This is a genomic window from Bartonella sp. MM73XJBT.G, assembly GCF_028618435.1.
Classification (GTDB): domain Bacteria; phylum Pseudomonadota; class Alphaproteobacteria; order Rhizobiales; family Rhizobiaceae; genus Bartonella.
On record NZ_JAQISW010000021.1, the window covers coordinates 1 to 17,551 of the forward strand.

Here is a 17,551-nt window from a genome sequence, read left to right on the forward strand (position 1 = left end):
CCTTTTTTCACATCACCAAAATCTCTTAATGCTCTAATTCTGTGAAGTGTATTAAAACCAACCTCTATTGTCTCACCCGTAAATTCGTATTTTTTTGCAGGCTCTTGTTTATTATTAGATGCGGTTTTATTTGAAATAGAAGAAATAACGGGGGTGTTTTTTGAGATATTTGTCATATTAAGATTCCTAGTAGTTTAAAAAGTTTTCAATTGACAGCCTATAAAGGCGCCGGGTGTTGAAAACACGGCTACTAGTCCGTTGGTATGCTTTTCCTATAAGGTATTGTATAGCATGACCACACCCGACAAAATCATCATATATGCTAATCACAGCATAAAAGATAGTCAGTATTTTAAAGACTTTGGAAAGGCTGTATCGTAACCTATCCGCTAGTAGTTTTAGTGTTTTCATCACTTGATTATTTATATAACAAAATACGTATTTATTGTCAATTATTATTTTATCTTTTTTGATATTTTTTATTATTTTTTAAATGCATTGTGTGTATATATTTATCATATACTTCTTTTGTATTTATGTGCTTTTAAAGCTATATTATGGGCGTTATAAAACGATTGCGTTATTTTCTGAATCTATACATTTATAATATTTAGAAACGCTCTCGTGATGCGTATTTTTATCTTTATAACGTATCATGTTTTTTACTAAATGAATTTTAAAATTTTTGTGAATTTCTTTTATAACACATTTGCAACTTAATAGCTTTTATAGGGACTGTCTTTATAACAAATGATTTCATTTGCCTTATGATTATGAAAGCCTGCTTTTTCACGCATTCTCTATAGCTGTTATGTTACTTATAGCTCTTATAGCCATGGCATTATTTTTCATTTTCATAAGAGAAATGATAATTGTGATTTATTGTCTGTTATGAAATCTTTAAAGAAAGATTGATAACTATAGAGAGTAGCAAAATCGCTTTTAATAGACTTTTGTCATTTTAGTCAGTTCTTTTTAGACCCTAGAGTATTTTTTTAAATGAGATAAAAAATTAAAAACATTATATTTCAATATGTTAGTAATTTAATGGTACAACCGTTATTAATATACAATACGTAAATTCAACTCGTAATATATATTTGTCAGTTATGTGTCAGTAAATTGAACTGACAAAAGTGATCATTTTAGAGAATGATTAAACCACGTCTTAAAAAAGCATGTGATCCTTTAAAGCCTTTCAAAAGACAGTTTATAATCATAAGAAATGCTATCAAGATCATTATGCTTATGAGTTTTGAAGGGGTTTTGAGTTTTGACGGTTGCTGCTTTTAGATAAAAAAATAGTAAAAAATAAAAACATTATATTTCAATGTGTTAATATTTTTAAATCTTTCAAAAAACAACCCATATTGATAACACAACCTATGAATTCAACTAATGATATATGTTTTGAGGGGGTTTTGACAATTTTTATACCTTCAAAACCTATAAGCAAAATGAATATACATAACTCTCTTTCAAGAGATTTTTTGAAAGCTATAAAGCTATCATTTGAGATTACGGTATAATCTTTTAAAGGCAATGTAAAAAAATCTAATTCACTTTAAGAATGGATTTCTTATAAGTCTTAAAGCAATCCAAATGACAGTGTTTAAAAATACAAATGATTTCTTTTTAGAATAACGTATATAAACACTCCTTTTAAGATTGTAGATAATCAACTTACAAGAGAGGTATAGATTATAGTTACAAGGCTCTATACCCCTTATGAGTTTTAAAGTATTATAAGCTTATTCAATTTCTTTAATTTCTAGTTTTGGTAAGTTCTTAACAATTTTCATTGTCTCTAAACTTACGGTAATAACCCTTTGGAATAACTCCAATGGATAAGCAGGATTGCCAACGGTTTCAACAGCATAGCGATTAGCATCATTCACAATGCCGCTCTTTTTATCAGTCTTAACACATTGACGTTCCATAACCCATTCAAGAGCAGGCTTGCCATTGACGATATACTCATAAGCTTCAAGAGGGATATCTGTTATTGTGATATTGCTATTGTAAAAAACTGTAGATTTATCTTTTATCTTATTTTTGCTAAAGAATTGCATTTCAGTCACGTAATAAAATTCTTCGGGATTAGAGATCTCTGTCTGTTTTGGATTACCCTTTTTAAAGGTCACAGGATAAGGTTCTACATCTTCATAATTCACGTGCAAATGACCCAGTTTACGTCCTGCTGTTACAAATTTCCAAAAGTCTTCAGCGCTTTTTACGTAAGGAATGCGAGGCAATTCTTTGTATAAATTATGAGCATAACGAGCGCGATAATCTTCCGAATGAAGTAAACCGTAAACGTAATAAAACAGATCATCTTTAGTAATAGCTTCATTAGGATAAGCCGCTTTAAAATGTGCTAGCCCTTCATCCGTAATGGCATCACGCCTCTGTAAACCAAATGTTGTGTTTTCTTCTGTAGAAATTAAAAATAAATGTGACTGTTTTGCACTTTTATTTTTTAAGACCGTAGTATCTTCGTAAATATAGCGTGGAAAGCATTGGCCATTACTTATCACCTGAACATCAGTCAAAACCTTACTCATCAAGACAGAAAATCCCCCCATTGCTCCTATGCCTGTAACTTGAATCACCTTATTATCAATCGTTTCCCCTATCGGAAATATCCGCGGCATTTGTAAAACTCTCTCATTGAACGTGCGATTATAATAGAGCCATTGCTGTGAAAAAGGACGGTACAAGCTTTGAGTAAGAGATGTACCTTCAAATTCAAAGACTTTTCCTCTCACCAACTCTTGTTTAATGTTATGGCTCCAACTAATTTTTCTTTCATCCGTGATGACAAAATTGTCTACAGCCTTTTCAAGTGTTTTACGGTCAGCATGTGGATAAGCATCATTAAAACGTTCAACCTCACTGTTATAAAAGGCAATCATATTACGCATATTTTTTTCTAATGTTTCACGGCTAGAATTGTATGCCCATGCATCACGACTAGTGACAATACCACAAGAAAACGTTTCAAAGAGCTTTTTATAATGCCCTTTTTTAACACCTAGAGCTAGGAATGCCTTGAAATTGTCATCACGTTGACCAAGCCAATCACCATGTCTGTCTGGTGTGATTATTTGCCAACTATTTTCACGTGTAATACCGTTAATACTACCAAAATCCTTAATTGTCTTAAGCTTTTTTTCTCTCGTGAGATAATCTCCAATATCACGGAAATATATCTTCCCACGCTGCTGAGATTCTGGATTTTTCACGAGAATAGAAATCGCTATAGGGGCTCGAGAACCTTCTCCAAAAACTCCCCCACTTTCTTTCTTACGTTGTTCTCCAGAAGTTCGTGCATTCCCCCGCAAATGGAAAATATAAAGGCTCGAAAATTCCTCAACGAGGCATTTGCGTAAGCCAGCCATAGCATTTGCATCTACAAAGCTTGCATTTGTGACAAAACCAATAACACCACAGTCTTTTATACGGTCGCTTGCCCAGCGAATAGCACGAATATAACTATCATACAAATTTCGTATAAGATTTGCATTTGATTGAGCAGCATAAGTTTCTCCAATACGGTCATTCAATATGGGATAGGGAGTATTCTTTGCATTGTCGTTAGCACTTTTTTGACCTGTTGAATAAGGAGGATTGCCAAAGATAACTTCGATATTTAGATTTTTCTGATGCTCTAAATATTCACTGTTTTCTTTCATAGTACCTTCCATCAGATCTTTTTTCTCAAAAAGATGAAACGTATCAGTTAAACCAATATGCTTGAATGGGATATAATTCCCTTTCATAAGACCATGATAGGTTGCTTCGATATTAATGGCTGCTATGTAATAAGCGAGCAAGACAATCTCATTAGCATGAATATCATAACGGTATTTATATTCCATATCCTCTGGTTTTATCAGTTTAGATTGTAACAACCGTGTGATAAAGGTACCAGTACCCGTAAAAGGGTCAAGAATAGAAACACCACGTGACCCCAAGCTTTTTCCAAATTCATGACGCAACACATCATCAACAGAATGAATGATAAAATCAACAACCTCAATGGGAGTATAAACAATGCCTAATTTTTCTACTGTACGCGGAAAAGCATAACGGAAAAATTCATTATAAAGCTCTACAATTAAACTTTGTTGTGCTTCAAGAGTGGTAATTCCACGCGTGTAAAATTGTACACTCTTAGAAAGATTTTTGAGATCTTGAGATTCTTCTTTAAGAGTAAAGTTATCAAGGGCATTGAGTACACGTTGTAAAGCACAAGATACGGGATTTTCTTGAACAAACTGATGCCCCTCAAATAAAGCATTAAAGACTGGACGCGTCACAAGATGTTGCGCAAGCATTTCAATCGCATTTTGTTCGGAGATAGTTGTATTTAAATTGCTACGCAATTCGGTCATAAAATCATTAAACACCCGCCGTGTTTCAGTTTCTGATTTCGTCAAAACTTCAGTTAAGCGTGTGATATGAGTTTGAGCAAAATCCCCAACATTTATTGCCCATTTTTTCCAATAGCTAGGGTCGTAAAATCTATTAACAATAGCAGCTTTAATGACATCTTTACATTTAGAAAAAAGGGGGAGTTCTCCTTGTACTTCGTGTGTTTGAGAGGGTTCATAAGTTGCTAACCCAATATTAAGTCCTGAATATTCTAATTTTGAGCGTGTAGGTAAATCATTAATAACTGTAGTCGTATCTTCTAACGCAAGTTCTTGAGAAGCAGCAACAATTTCAAGAGCATCGCTTACGTCTTGTTTTTTGTGCATATGGTGAATTATTTTATTAAAGTTATCATCATGGGCACGTAAAGCATTGAGAACTTGCCAAATGACATTATACTTTTGGTTTTTTTCTAAGGCTATTTCCGGTGGAATGCCAGCGGGTATCCCAATGGGGAGAATGATATAGCCTCTTTTTTTACCCTCTGCTCGACGCATGACGCGTCCTATCGCTTGAATAATTTCAATTTGACTTTTGCGCGGGTGTAAAAATAGAACGGCATCAAGAGCAGGAACATCAACACCTTCAGAAAGACAGCGCACATTGGTAAGTACGCGACACGTATTTTCTCCCGCATCTTCCTTTAACCAGTCAAGTTGTTTTGTACGCTCTTTAGCACTAAAGGTTCCATCAATATGAGCAAGGGTACAGTTAAGAGGGGGAGTATCTTTATAGTTCTTATGAAGAGCGCGCAAAGATTCTTGCACTTTTTCTTTTTTGAATCTTTTGCATATGCGTTTAGAAGTCTCAATATCTTTGCAAAAAGCTAAAGCTCTACGCATGGGCTTAGGGTCATCTTCAAGATCAAGTTTCAGATCCATTTTGGTAAGGGCTCTATAACAGCCATTAATCTTGGTCCTATCGTCAAGAATAAGCTCATAATCCTTATCGGTAATCAGATGTTGAATGGATTGACTTACTTCTTCTTCGTTGACAACTAATATGATAACTTTACAAGGTGATAACAGCTTATCCTCTAAAGCACGTGAAAAGTTGTAAGTGAAAAGTTGTTTGCCATAGAGTTTTTCATTATCCATGGACACCAAAACGTTATTAGATAAGACAGCATTCCTTTTCAACTTGTCACTAAAGATCTTTGGGGTTGCTGTCATATACAGACGTTTTTTACCCCGAATAATGCTGTTATCATGAACTTTGATAAATTCAGATTCATGCTTGTCTGTTCCTAAAACAACTCCTGTTGTTCTATGAGCTTCATCACAAATGATCAGATCAAATTCGGGTAAATCATATTCCTTTTGTGCATCGGAAATCACTTGAATGGAATGATAAGTCGAAAAGACCACAGTCATCACATCAAGAGAGGTCTTATTGGCTTTACGTGCAAGTTCTTTTGCATCCGTGGTCGCCGGTAAGACAAGATCTGATGCATCGAGACCAGCTTCATCATCCTGTTTCCCTTTACGACGCTTGCCTACCTGTGTATCCGAACACACGGCAAAGGAACGCAAGGGGATTTCTGTATCAAGGGTCCATTCACGGATTGTTTGTGACACCAAAGCAAGGGAGGGCACCAGAAACAAAACACGCTTGCCTTTTCCTGCTATTTGTTCTGCACTCTTAAGACTGGTGAAAGTTTTCCCCGTTCCACATGCCATAATCAGCTTGCCACGGTCTGCTTCTTTTAAGCCTTCACAAACAGCTTTCAGTGCTTCTATCTGGTGATCTAAAAGCTTTTTTTTCGGTTGTTCTTTAAGGACAGCTTGTCCTTGTTCTTTATAAGCGCCCCAATCGATTTGACTGTTTTCTAAATCAAACAGATTAATCTGTTGAATACGAACCTCTTGACCATCACAAGTGTTGTTCGCATTATCACTCCAATTGCTTTCGGTACTATCAACCAAAATACGACGCGTGAATATTTTCTTCCCAGAGGCAGCGATAAAGCTATTAATATCTTCTTTTTTAATGATGTGAGAAGCATCATAGCATTTACATTGAATAGCCGCATAACCTCCTTCATCGCGGATTGTAGCGACCAGATCAATGCCGATATCACGCCCATCTTCATCATGTTCCTCAGCCCATTCCGAATAAGTTTGAACCTTTTCGTATTCCTGCTTTTGTAAAGGGTCTTCGGATAAATAAGCTTTTACAAGGTTTTCAAACATCGTTCCCAATTCACGGGGTGATTTAGCTTGTTTGCGATAATATTCCAACAGAGAGCGTAGGGTGATTTTTTTGTTATCAGACTTAAGAGATTGCAGCATATTACAACAGAGCCCATTTTTTTATAATGTGTTTAATTCTTTTCAAAAGAATCAAAATGAAGCTTATTAAATCCATTTTGAACGAATTGAGAAAAAATGCAGAAAAATGCAGAAAAACGGATAAATTTTTTCAAAAGAGGTTTTAAAAGGCTATTTATCCACAGCCTATGACGTAAGTCAGATCAACAACAGAATAGTGAAATTTGCTATTTATTTCACATATCATTCAAGACGAATGCACTATGGGCTTTAAAAGAATCAGAGTGAGTATTTTGATAGGTTTTATGCGTCATTGAAATGATCACTTTTGTCAGTTCAATTTACTGACAGATAACTGACAAATATATATTGTTGATTGAATTTACGTGTTGTGTCTTAATAAGGGTTGTATCATTAAAATACTAACATATTGAAATATAATGTTTTTAATTTTTTACCATTTTAAAAAAAATGCTATAGGGGCTAGAATGAACTGACTAAACTGACAAAAATGACAAAACTCTTTTTACAAAGCCACTCAGATCATTTGCTTTTGGAGAAAAGTTCCTTGATGAGAAGGTCATAAAAAGAGTTTTGCGTGGTTGTTTTAAGACTTCAAAAGAGGCTTCTTTATTGTTTTATACTGTTGTTTTTGACCAAAGGATGCCACTCATAGCGTTTATCCGGACGTCGACCTAATTCATTCCCCTCTATAGGAAATTCACGAATATAGTTACAACGGCATAAGAGCTCTAAAGCTTGCTTAACGGTTTGATTATCTTTTAAAGAACTCCAACATCGTCTATAGATATCTCTTGCCGTAAAAACATCGGGTAAATGATCATAGCGTTCAACAATCAATTTTGCACGCTCTGCTGTTACTGTATCCCCCGCCGCATAAAGACGTCTGGTATGGTTTTATTCATTTTCAAAAGATGTGCTTGTAAACTTGTAGAGAAATGCCCCCCTTTGATTGTTTTTTGAAATTGTTCCCACCATTCACGAAACATCTCTTGAGCATCAGTAGAAAAGCGTATGATAATGGGGTGTTTGGGCGATCCTAAAGGTTTATTATAAAGAGAACGAAAGACCTCTTGATAGTTTTCCCATGCCTTTTGATTGGGCGGTCTATCAACCCAGTCACGCTCTTTTCGTTCCTCGGGAAAGACCAGCATTTGAAACCGTTGCAATAAACCATCATCATTTATTCCATGGTGCATGGCTTGAATAATGGAAATAATTCGAGAGGGTTGAATGCCCCCAATGACGGAAAGGGTTGCATTGGAAATATGAATGGTTCCACGCTCTATACGGTCATAGGTAAATTGATCATCTCCATTGAAAGCTGTTAAATAGAAAGAACGGTCTGTTTGATATTCCTTTCTCTCCAAATTGGCTAAAAAACCAGATAATTCATCACGAACCAACAACAGACCACGGGGGTTTTCTTTTAACAATTCTCCAAGCTTTTCGACCGTGACATCATCATTTTTACGAGTAAGAAATTAATTAGTGTGCAAAGTGATTATGCAATCATATTAGTAACATTAGAAAATAATAATTTGCTTCAATTACCAAATAAATAAAAATACAGTTGATTAGGGAAATTTTTGCTTTGTATGAAGCACACGTAAAATACGCACAACGCCATTTGAAATATCATAAATCATGATATAATTTGGATGTACAATAAGTTCACGTGTATTTACAATTCGTCCTAAACGACCAAGAGTAGGAAGTTTGACAAGTTTTTCTACCTTTTCAGATAAAAGTTGATCAAACTTTAAGGCAGCAGAAGGATTATCTTGTGATATGTATTCACGGATCTTCTTGCGGTCAACGTGTGCTACTTGTGTCCAAATTAGCTTCATAAAGTTGATTTATCTAGTTTACTTTGTGTTTTTAAGCGCCATTCCTTTGCTTCTGCTTCGATTTCTTCAGAAGATATTATATCGCCTGCATTAGCAGAATTTATTCCTAATTGAACTTGTTCCCGAAACCATAAATCGTGTGCACTTTTTTCTTTTTGTTCTTTTACAATATCGCGCATATAATCCCGCAACAATTGTGCACCAGATCTATCGCACGCCTTTGCTGCTTTGGAAAATTCATTTTTTAATACATCATCAACGCGAAAGGTAAATGTTGTTTCAGCCATTTTACCGCCCCTTAAAGTGTTATAAAGTAGTTCTAATATAATACATTTTTACTATTTCTTCAATAGCTACTGTTAGAATAGATATTTTATATCTATTTTGCATTTTCATAGACTTGAAAGGGACGCCCATAAATTCACGGGCTCTGATAACAAACCAGACAGCAGAGACAGACCCGTTTCAATGCCTTCACAAATAACCAGATGTTTTGGATTGTCTTGGCTTAAATGCACAGCACCGCCCATAACAGACCCCAACATGGCTTTTGCTGGTTTCTGATCTGTTTTACAGCCATTGGCTTGTAAAAAGGTTCTATGAATGGCAAAGGAACCAGCCCCCTTAACAAGCGCCACCAACGCGGGCAGTGTCATTCCTAATGGGTGTGGACAGTTGTCGTGAAAGCGTAAATCAGCAGGCAATTCACAAGTAATACCCCGCTTGCGTAAATAGGTTTCTGCTAAAGTATCTTTGATCGGTTGGCTTTGTTGCCAAATTGCTTTTGCTCTCTCTGCTTTCTGTTTTACTCCTTTGAGATCAGCAGAAAACTGTTTTGAGAAAGAAAGCCTATGATCATAAGCTTTATCAACAAAGGCTTGTTTCCCTAGCAAGCTAATTCTTCTAAGCGCTTGTATGATCTCTCTAAAAGAACAGCCAGCATAACAAGTAAGTAAAAGACGCCCATCATGTCCATTGGCAAGGGATAAGCTAGGCAATTGATCATCATGGGTTGGACAACGGGCACTTCCATAACGCCCATACCAAACCCCACGCAAGGCATTGGTGATGCCCCGAGCATTTATATAAGAAAACATATTTTTTTTATCCTATGATATATTGCACCATAGGACGGATTTTGCTATTCATTCTTTGAGTGAAAATGGGAAGCCTTGTCCGTCCTTACGTGACAAGGTTTTCATTTATGCGACGTCGTTATAACGTTGCTGTTTTGCTTGCTCTATGACATTCAAAAGATCCGATTGTAACCAGCGCGATAAAAAACCAAATTTTAAAGGTTTTGGGAGAGAGCCATTGGTCACATGACGGCGGAATGTTGAAACACTCATATGAAGCAATTTTACACTTTCACGGTCAGTTAAAAGAATATCGTTTTCTGTCATTATAATTTCCTTTCATAATAAAAAATGGGAACAAATCATGCCCATTTATTAAGCACATTTTGGAATCATTAGAAAGGTATTTAGTCTATAGAAAACAGTATTTTATCATACATTTTCTGATGTGATAATTTATGAGTCTCATTGAGAAAGAATGAGAGAAGAGAGAGTAAGTTATCCACAGATCATGGGGTTATGCACCCCATATCTTAAGATTGACCTGTGACATAAGCCGCCCATTTATCCATATAGACACGGCGCTGTTCTAAATAGTCAGTACGACGATAGGCACGCTCTACTTTACCACCCACTGTATGAGCTAGAATGGTTTCAGCGACCTCATAGGGGGCATCAGTTGTTTCAGCAAGCCAATCACGTAAACTAGAACGAAATCCATGGGGACGTGCTTCAAGTCCAATCTGTTGCATATATTGTGACATACAATTCTCACCAAGAGGACCTCGACCAGTTGCAGAAAAGAAAAAATCATTGCGAGAAAGCGAGCGCGCTTGTTTTAGAATGTCTAATGCCTCTGTAGATAAAGGCACACGAAACTCTTTTGTCGTATCACGCTTTCCTTTCATATTTTCAGCAGGAATTGTCCAGACATCATCTTCAATTTGATCTTTATGGATATAACGTAAAGGACGTGTACGAACCCCTGTAAGGATAAGCAAGCGCAAAGCTAAATGTGTCATTGTTATCGTTTTACTGAGTGTCTGATAAAAGGCAGGAACATCTTTCCAATCCATGGCTGGTATATTTTGTGTTTTATGGAGTTGTTTCCCTAAGAGAGCGCGTGCTTTTTCTGTTGCTTGTAAATCAACATCCAACCCTAATGCAGCCGCATGTTTGAGACAAATATTAAGACGATTCAGTGCTTTCTCTGCTGTTGCAGCTTTTGAATGCCAAATAGGGGCAAGGGTATTGCGTATCTCTGTTTGTGTAATCTCAGAAACCGGCAGACAGCCTAATTTTGGTAAAATATGAAGTTTTAAAGGTATAAACCAGTTCCCATTCTTACCATCCCCCTTTAATTCGGCTTTACGACTTTCAAAAGCATCTAAAGCAATATCTTTTAAATAATGGAGATTGCTTATTGCTTCACGCTTTTGTTTATCGCGTTCTTTAATGGGGTCACGCCCTTCACGAAGAACAGAGCGCCACCCCGTTGCCAATTCACGGGCTTGTTTTAAAGAGACATCTCTTAAAGCCCCCAAGCCCATTTCGCGACGACGCCCGTGAATGGTATAACGGTAAATCCATTGAGCACCTCCATCTTTACGCTTATGAAGAAGCAAGCCGGCACCATCATTATATTTGCCAGCCCTCAATGTTGCGACAGATCTTGCATTAAGACGGTTCATAAGAGCCATTTTTAAATCCTTTCTTATACAAATTTGATCCACACACTCATCCCGCTTGTGATGTGCAAGGGAATGGTTTTGATTGATTCAAGATGAACAGCTTTGAAATGAGAGAATCCTACGTTATTCGGGACTCTCATTCAATAATATAAAACAATTAATTATTATTATAAATCAAAGCGTTGTAGCAAAATGAACTCACTCAAAATACGTGTTAGACAATATTTTTGCGCGTGATCAAGAATATATTTTATTAACGCGTAAAATATATTAGTTTGTCAAAATCATTCACTTGTACCTCATAAGCGAGGTCAGCATAGAGAGATAGAAACTATTAAAATGGTTCTTATAGACGTCAAGGATGCTAGAAAATAAGTCATGATATATAGGGATATGACGATTTCAGCTTTCATCTTTACTCCGTAAAGAGCTTCCATTGGAATGTTTGCCCTCTTCTTGTCCAACTTTCATATAAAAGATTTAAAATCCTAATGAAATAAATGCTCCCGTGACATTCATATTTTATGTATATAATTTTTTGATGAGGGGCTTATTTGATTGCTACAAAAAAGTTTTTATGGATATCAATTCTATTATTCTATGCTAATAAACCTGATACAGTTATCCATATGATAGAGTTTCTTCCATGAATTATCGGCATATTTACCATGCTGGCAATTTTGCTGATGTTTTTAAACACATTATTGTCATGCGCATTGTGGAATATCTCAAACGCAAAGAAAAAGCTTTTCGCGTTATAGATACGCATGCTGGTATTGGTATTTATGACCTCTCTTCTTTAGAAGCCTATAAAACAGAAGAGTGGCGCGAAGGTGTGCAACGAATTTTTTCAACGCCAATCCCAGAAGATTTAAGAGCACTCCTTTATCCATGGTGTGATATCATTGATTCCTTCAATAAAGGGGAAAAAGAAATTGTATTTTATCCTGGATCTCCTGTTCTTATTCGCCAATTATTACGGAAACAAGATCGCCTCACCGCAATAGAATTGCACAATGAAGATTATCATGTTTTAGCAAAAAATTTTGCTGGCGATTATCAAACAAAAGTTCTGCATTTGGATGGTTGGCTTTCCTTAAATGCTCATTTACCACCAAAAGAAAAACGCGGTTTTATCCTTGTTGACCCTCCCTTTGAAAAAACTGGGGAATTTTTCCGCCTTATTGAGGGATTAATGAAAGCCTATCGCCGTTTTTCTGGAGGGATTTATGCTTTATGGTATCCTGTAAAACATGATAAAGAAATTGAAAGTTTTCTTCACGCGCTTTATCAAACAGGAATTCCAAAAATTTTACAGCTTGAAATGCGTATCCGAAAGAGTTCAAGTCCACCGACAATGAATGGAAGTGGGATGATTATTATCAACCCCCCCTATCTTTTGAAAGACGAAATGAAAAAACTCAGTCCCTTTCTTATCAACCGTCTTGGACAAGATGAAAATGCTCAAATAACGCATAAGTGGCTTCAAAAAGAACATCTAAATTAGACTTTTCTCTTACGTTTTCCTTTAAAAATACCCTTTTTTAAGTTACAAAGGCGATAAGATTCTATTATTTCTTAGATAATATCAACATATAAGATAATAATGATAAGCTTATAACGATTATAGGAGTCATAGAACAATAAAGTCACTCCTTACGGCTCATAAGAGGAATTATTTTTAATCCTTTCTTGTATAGTTTCACTCCACGCGACTTTCTCCGCTTGTAACATACAAAAATTGTAACATACAAAAAAACATCGGTTTGAAATGAAAAAAATTTACGCTATTCAGAAATTTAATTTAATGTCGATAATGATAAACTATCTTTATAAGTCAATACCTTATTTGTAATTATTTTTAATGAATCAATAGAATTGAGCGTGTTCATAAAGCTGTCATAAATAAAAATTCTCATATTTTTTTATGAAAGAAAAGTACTCTAAAATCACACTCTTATGCTATAATATGTTATTGATGGACAAAAGCTATTAAAGACATAAATAATCGTCATTTAATGGAATAGGAATATTTAATAGAATAAACAAAAAGCATTTCTTGATAAACGGAATGATCCTAAAAAATAATACAACTTGTCCGAAAAATAAAAGAGAAAAGCTTTCTTTTCTCTCTAATTTGACATGGAACAATGCCAATCAAAGCAACGAAAAAAATAAATTCCAAGGTGTCAAATTTATACAAGAGTTTGTTAGACACCTTCCCCATAAGCCGGGAGTTTACCGGATGATTGGTGAAAATGGTAATATTCTTTACGTTGGCAAAGCGCGTAATCTCAAAAAACGTGTTTCAAACTATACACGTGAACAAGGACACAATAATCGTATTACCTGTATGATTCGTGCAACATATCATATGGAATTTATCGTTACCCATACAGAAACAGAAGCACTCCTTTTAGAAGCCAATCTCATCAAAAGATTGCATCCCCATTTTAATGTATTACTCCGTGATGATAAAAGCTTTCCTTATATCATGATTACAAATGATCATCGAGCACCTGCACTTTGCAAACATCGTGGCGCTCGAACACAAAAAGCTCATTATTTTGGGCCTTTTGCTTCTGCTGGTGCGGTGACACAAACAATTCATGTTTTACAACGCGCTTTTTTATTACGGACCTGTACCGATTCAATTTTTGAAAACCGTACACGCCCCTGTTTACTGTATCAAATTAAGCGATGTTCTGCACCTTGTACCCATGAAATTAGTGACAGTGATTATAAAGAACTGGTAAGAGAAGCAAAAGCATTCCTTTCGGGAAAAGATCAATCTGTTAAAAATGATATGGTTCAAGCTATGCATAAAGCCGCAGAAAATCTTGATTTTGAACAAGCTGCTTCCTATCGTGACCGCTTATCAGCCCTTTCTCACATACAAAGCCATCAAGGAATTAACCCTCAAACGATAAAAGAAGCAGATGTCTTTGCAATTGCTCAAAAGGAAGGAATGACTTGTATTCAAGTGTTCTTTTTTCGCATGGGACAAAATTGGGGAAACCGAGCCTATTTTCCTAAAGCAGATCCCTCTTTTTCCTCTACTGAAATTTTAGCGAGTTTTCTTACCCAATTTTACGATGATAAACCCCTTCCTAAAAGCATCCTTTTATCCGAAGAAATTGAAGAAAAGACGCTTCTTACAGAAGCATTAAGTCTCAAAGCCAATCACAAAGTGTCTCTCTCTTTACCCAAGCAAGGTGAACGGAAAACACTTGTTAATCACGCCTATCTTAATGCCCATGAAGCTCTAGAACATAAGCTTGCTGAAACAGCTACCCATACAAAATTACTTCAAGGGCTTGCTGAAACATTTCAACTGCCTTTTCCTCCGCGCCGTATAGAAGTTTACGACAACTCTCATATTATGGGAACAAATTCTGTAGGTGCAATGATTGTTGCTGGTCAAATGGGATTTGTTAAAAATCAATACCGAAAATTCAACATTCGCTCAACAGATATCACGCCTGGCGATGATTTTGGCATGATGAAAGAAGTGATTAAACGAAGATTTTCACGCCTTATCAAAGAGCATGATTTGCCAAATAAAAGTCATGACATACAAGATCAAGAAAATGATCTTTTTCCCGTTTGGCCTGATCTTATCTTAATCGATGGAGGTGAGGGACAAATCAACAGTGTGCATACAATACTTGCTGAATTACAATTGAATAACCTGATCACCGTTGTTGGAATTGCCAAAGGTGTTGACCGCCATGCGGGACGTGAACGATTTTTTATAAAAGGTACCCTTCCTTTCACACTTTCCCCCCGTGATCCTATCCTCTATTTTTTGCAACGTCTACGTGATGAAGCACACCGTTTTGCTATCGGAACGCATAGAATAAAACGAAAAAAAGCAACCTTTAAAAATCCACTTGATGAAATCGAAAATATCGGTCCGTCAAGAAAACGTGCATTGCTTCATCATTTTGGAAGTGCCAAAGCTGTTGCTGGTGCCTCACTTGAAGACTTGAAAAAAGTTACGGGAATCTCTATCGCAATCGCACAAAAAATTCATAACCATTTTAATGAAAAATAGGCTTGTTTCACAACCTTAGCCTTGTTACTTACAGGGAATATGTTCTCCTTTACAAGAATTGAAAATGACTCTATGAAAAATCATACTTTTTCTTTTCCAAATCTTTTAACTTATGCACGAATTGTTGCAGTCCCAATGGTTGTTGCTTGCTTTTTTGTAGAAGGACGCCTACAATCAAATGATATCGCACGCTGGATTGCCGTTTCCATTTTTATCGTTGCCTCTATTACTGACTTTCTTGATGGCTATCTTGCCCGTATTTGGGAACAAACATCCAATATTGGTCGCATGTTAGATCCAATTGCCGATAAACTTCTCGTCTCAGCTTGTTTGCTCTTGCTTGCCGCAGACAGCACGATTGCTGGATGGACATTATGGGCAGCAATTATTATTCTTTGTCGAGAAATTCTTGTATCAGGATTACGTGAATATTTAGCTGAATTAAAAGTGAGCGTTCCGGTCTCTCGTCTTGCAAAGTGGAAAACTTTTGTACAAATGATCGCTATTATCTTTCTTTTAGCAGGACCAGCTGGTAATAAAATTTTCCCTTACACAGTAGAATTTGGCATTACTATGCTTTGGATTGCTGCCCTCCTTACATTATGGACAGGATGGGATTATTTTCGCGCCGGTTTAAAACACGTCATTTCATGAAATCGTCTCTTGATTTATAATGATAATCTATCTTTCTACAACTTAAGAAAGAAAAGATACCATAAACCTACTTACTTTAAATCTAATGATGATTAATCAATTGAAACACTTCTTTTAACCATCACAAACGAAGTTGGCGCCTAGTTAAAAGACATTCAAAAAAAGAATAAATAGGCTTTGTCCCCTCGCAAAAAAGTTGCAATATTAAAGGTAAAAAAATGATAAATATATATATATCTGTCAAAGAGATTTAAATTTTTTTGAAGCAAAAGCCCAAAACACTATGTTTTAGGTTTTTGCTTCTTATTTGCGCTTTTATTAACCAACAATTTCTATCTCAGAAAACCAAAAAGCGATTTCTGTTTTTGCTGTTTCAGCACTATCGGATCCATGGACAGAATTTTCACCAATCGACAGAGCATAAACCTTACGAATTGTTCCTTCTTCTGCATCACTGGGATTTGTAGCCCCCATCACTTCACGGTTTTTAGCTATTGCATTTTCTCCTTCCAAAACCTGTACAATTGTTGGACCAGAAGACATAAATTCAACCAATTCGCTAAAAAAAGGGCGTTCTTTATGAACAGCATAAAAATTTTCAGCCTCACGCTTGCTCATCCACACACGTCTAGATGCAATAACATGCAAGCCCGCATCTTCAAGCATTTTGGTAATTGCGCCTGTCAAATTACGACGTGTTGCATCTGGTTTAATCATCGAAAAAGTACGCTCTAAAGCCATTTACTCACCTTTATTTCATTGATAACATTCTCTAACTGTTTCTATAGCGAGCAGGCAGCCCTTTGCCAAGTGACTTTGCAAAAATTATGCAAATTCTCAAAAATATAGAATGGATTGTAAAGAAGAGTTCAATAAAATAGATACAGCTATAATTAACCCTCCCATCATAAAATGCCCATCTGCCTCTTAGTAAATGTTGAACTCCTTATTATATTCCTAAACGCTTCCCATCAAAATTATCATTTAAGCAATAACAATTATAAGAAAAAACAACAGTAAAAATACATACCTTCTATGAAAACCTTCTTTTAAAAAAGAAGACAGATCTAGACACTTCAGGTCTAGGTTTTAAAATTCTCTCACCAGATCAATTAAAAAATTTCCTATAATTAGAAACTATAGCGTACCCCTAAAATGCCTTGAAGGGATTGTTTTGTCTTACGCCCTTTAACATAATGGGCCTCACCATATAACTTCAACTGCTCACTCACAAAACTGCTTAAACCTATGCCTAATTTACCCGCATTACCTGATAAATCCGTGGTAAATGAATGGTGTTCATTAATCAGTGTTTGATTGTCATCTTTATTCTCACGCAACCATGCTGCTGTAATATACGCCTGTGAGGAAGTCGCCATGCCAGAGCCAAATTCATACCCTAAAGATAACCCAACCTCACTGCGCAGTGACGTAAAGGGACGTACATCACCTCTCATGTCATTCGATAACTTGATTTCTTTTCCCTCAACCTGCA

Annotated in this window: 10 protein-coding genes and 2 pseudogenes; 3 read left to right on the plus strand and 9 right to left on the minus strand. The window is 36.0% G+C overall.

Going from position 1 to position 17,551, the window contains the following annotated elements; genetic code table 11:
- Positions 1-1,751: 1,751 nt before the first annotated feature.
- From PVV59_RS08600 to PVV59_RS08630, 7 genes and pseudogenes are all read right to left on the minus strand, one after another.
- Complete coding sequence (locus tag PVV59_RS08600) at positions 1,752-6,728, minus strand: type ISP restriction/modification enzyme (protein ID WP_273755709.1); 4,977 nt, start codon at positions 6,726-6,728, stop codon at positions 1,752-1,754.
- 609 nt (positions 6,729-7,337) lie between these two features.
- Positions 7,338-8,194: pseudogene (locus tag PVV59_RS08605) on the minus strand (DUF3987 domain-containing protein); the annotation flags it as partial.
- A 111-nt stretch (positions 8,195-8,305) separates the two neighbouring features.
- Positions 8,306-8,578, minus strand: coding sequence for a type II toxin-antitoxin system mRNA interferase toxin, RelE/StbE family (locus PVV59_RS08610; protein ID WP_004856836.1), 273 nt, complete (start codon positions 8,576-8,578; stop codon positions 8,306-8,308).
- Entirely contained in the window at positions 8,575-8,865 is a 291-nt protein-coding gene (locus tag PVV59_RS08615; RefSeq protein ID WP_273755710.1) for a CopG family ribbon-helix-helix protein, read from the minus strand. Before PVV59_RS08615 ends, PVV59_RS08610 begins: the two co-directional genes overlap by 4 nt.
- Positions 8,866-8,976: 111 nt before the next feature.
- A pseudogene (locus PVV59_RS08620) lies at positions 8,977-9,675 on the minus strand (hypothetical protein); the annotation flags it as partial.
- Between the two features lie 105 nt (positions 9,676-9,780).
- A complete protein-coding gene (locus tag PVV59_RS08625) occupies positions 9,781-9,981 on the minus strand; it encodes an AlpA family transcriptional regulator (protein WP_273755711.1) in 201 nt (66 codons plus the stop codon).
- Positions 9,982-10,187: 206 nt separating this feature from the next.
- The gene (locus PVV59_RS08630; RefSeq protein ID WP_273755712.1) at positions 10,188-11,354 is read right to left on the minus strand and encodes a site-specific integrase; all 1,167 of its coding nucleotides are present in this window, start codon (positions 11,352-11,354) and stop codon (positions 10,188-10,190) included.
- A gap of 637 nt (positions 11,355-11,991) precedes the next feature.
- Here PVV59_RS08630 and PVV59_RS08635 point away from each other — a divergent pair.
- From PVV59_RS08635 to pgsA, 3 genes are all read left to right on the plus strand, one after another.
- Positions 11,992-12,852, plus strand: coding sequence for a 23S rRNA (adenine(2030)-N(6))-methyltransferase RlmJ (locus tag PVV59_RS08635; RefSeq protein ID WP_273755713.1), 861 nt, complete (start codon positions 11,992-11,994; stop codon positions 12,850-12,852).
- A gap of 564 nt (positions 12,853-13,416) precedes the next feature.
- Complete coding sequence (uvrC, locus tag PVV59_RS08640) at positions 13,417-15,402, plus strand: excinuclease ABC subunit UvrC (protein ID WP_273755714.1); 1,986 nt, start codon at positions 13,417-13,419, stop codon at positions 15,400-15,402.
- Between the two features lie 72 nt (positions 15,403-15,474).
- Positions 15,475-16,056 carry a CDP-diacylglycerol--glycerol-3-phosphate 3-phosphatidyltransferase gene (gene pgsA / locus PVV59_RS08645; protein WP_144752093.1) on the plus strand — a complete coding sequence of 194 codons (582 nt, stop codon included), beginning with the start codon at positions 15,475-15,477 and terminating at the stop codon, positions 16,054-16,056.
- Positions 16,057-16,374: 318 nt separating this feature from the next.
- Here pgsA and ndk read toward each other — a convergent pair whose 3' ends face one another.
- Positions 16,375-16,797, minus strand: coding sequence for a nucleoside-diphosphate kinase (gene ndk / locus PVV59_RS08650; protein WP_273755715.1), 423 nt, complete (start codon positions 16,795-16,797; stop codon positions 16,375-16,377).
- Positions 16,798-17,186: 389 nt separating this feature from the next.
- On the minus strand, positions 17,187-17,551 hold a 365-nt coding region (locus PVV59_RS08655; RefSeq protein ID WP_273755716.1), incomplete at its 5' end, for an autotransporter outer membrane beta-barrel domain-containing protein.

Bases quoted from the DNA above. Each gene is read 5' to 3' on its own strand.
- PVV59_RS08600 (WP_273755709.1), bottom strand. From the start codon at position 6,728: ATGCTGCAATCTCTTAAGTCTGATAACAAAAAAATCACCCTACGCTCT.
- PVV59_RS08610 (WP_004856836.1), bottom strand. From the start codon at position 8,578: ATGAAGCTAATTTGGACACAAGTAGCACACGTTGACCGCAAGAAGATC.
- PVV59_RS08615 (WP_273755710.1), bottom strand. From the start codon at position 8,865: ATGGCTGAAACAACATTTACCTTTCGCGTTGATGATGTATTAAAAAAT.
- PVV59_RS08625 (WP_273755711.1), bottom strand. From the start codon at position 9,981: ATGACAGAAAACGATATTCTTTTAACTGACCGTGAAAGTGTAAAATTG.
- PVV59_RS08630 (WP_273755712.1), bottom strand. From the start codon at position 11,354: ATGGCTCTTATGAACCGTCTTAATGCAAGATCTGTCGCAACATTGAGG.
- PVV59_RS08635 (WP_273755713.1), top strand. From the start codon at position 11,992: ATGAATTATCGGCATATTTACCATGCTGGCAATTTTGCTGATGTTTTT.
- uvrC (WP_273755714.1), top strand. From the start codon at position 13,417: ATGATCCTAAAAAATAATACAACTTGTCCGAAAAATAAAAGAGAAAAG.
- pgsA (WP_144752093.1), top strand. From the start codon at position 15,475: ATGAAAAATCATACTTTTTCTTTTCCAAATCTTTTAACTTATGCACGA.
- ndk (WP_273755715.1), bottom strand. From the start codon at position 16,797: ATGGCTTTAGAGCGTACTTTTTCGATGATTAAACCAGATGCAACACGT.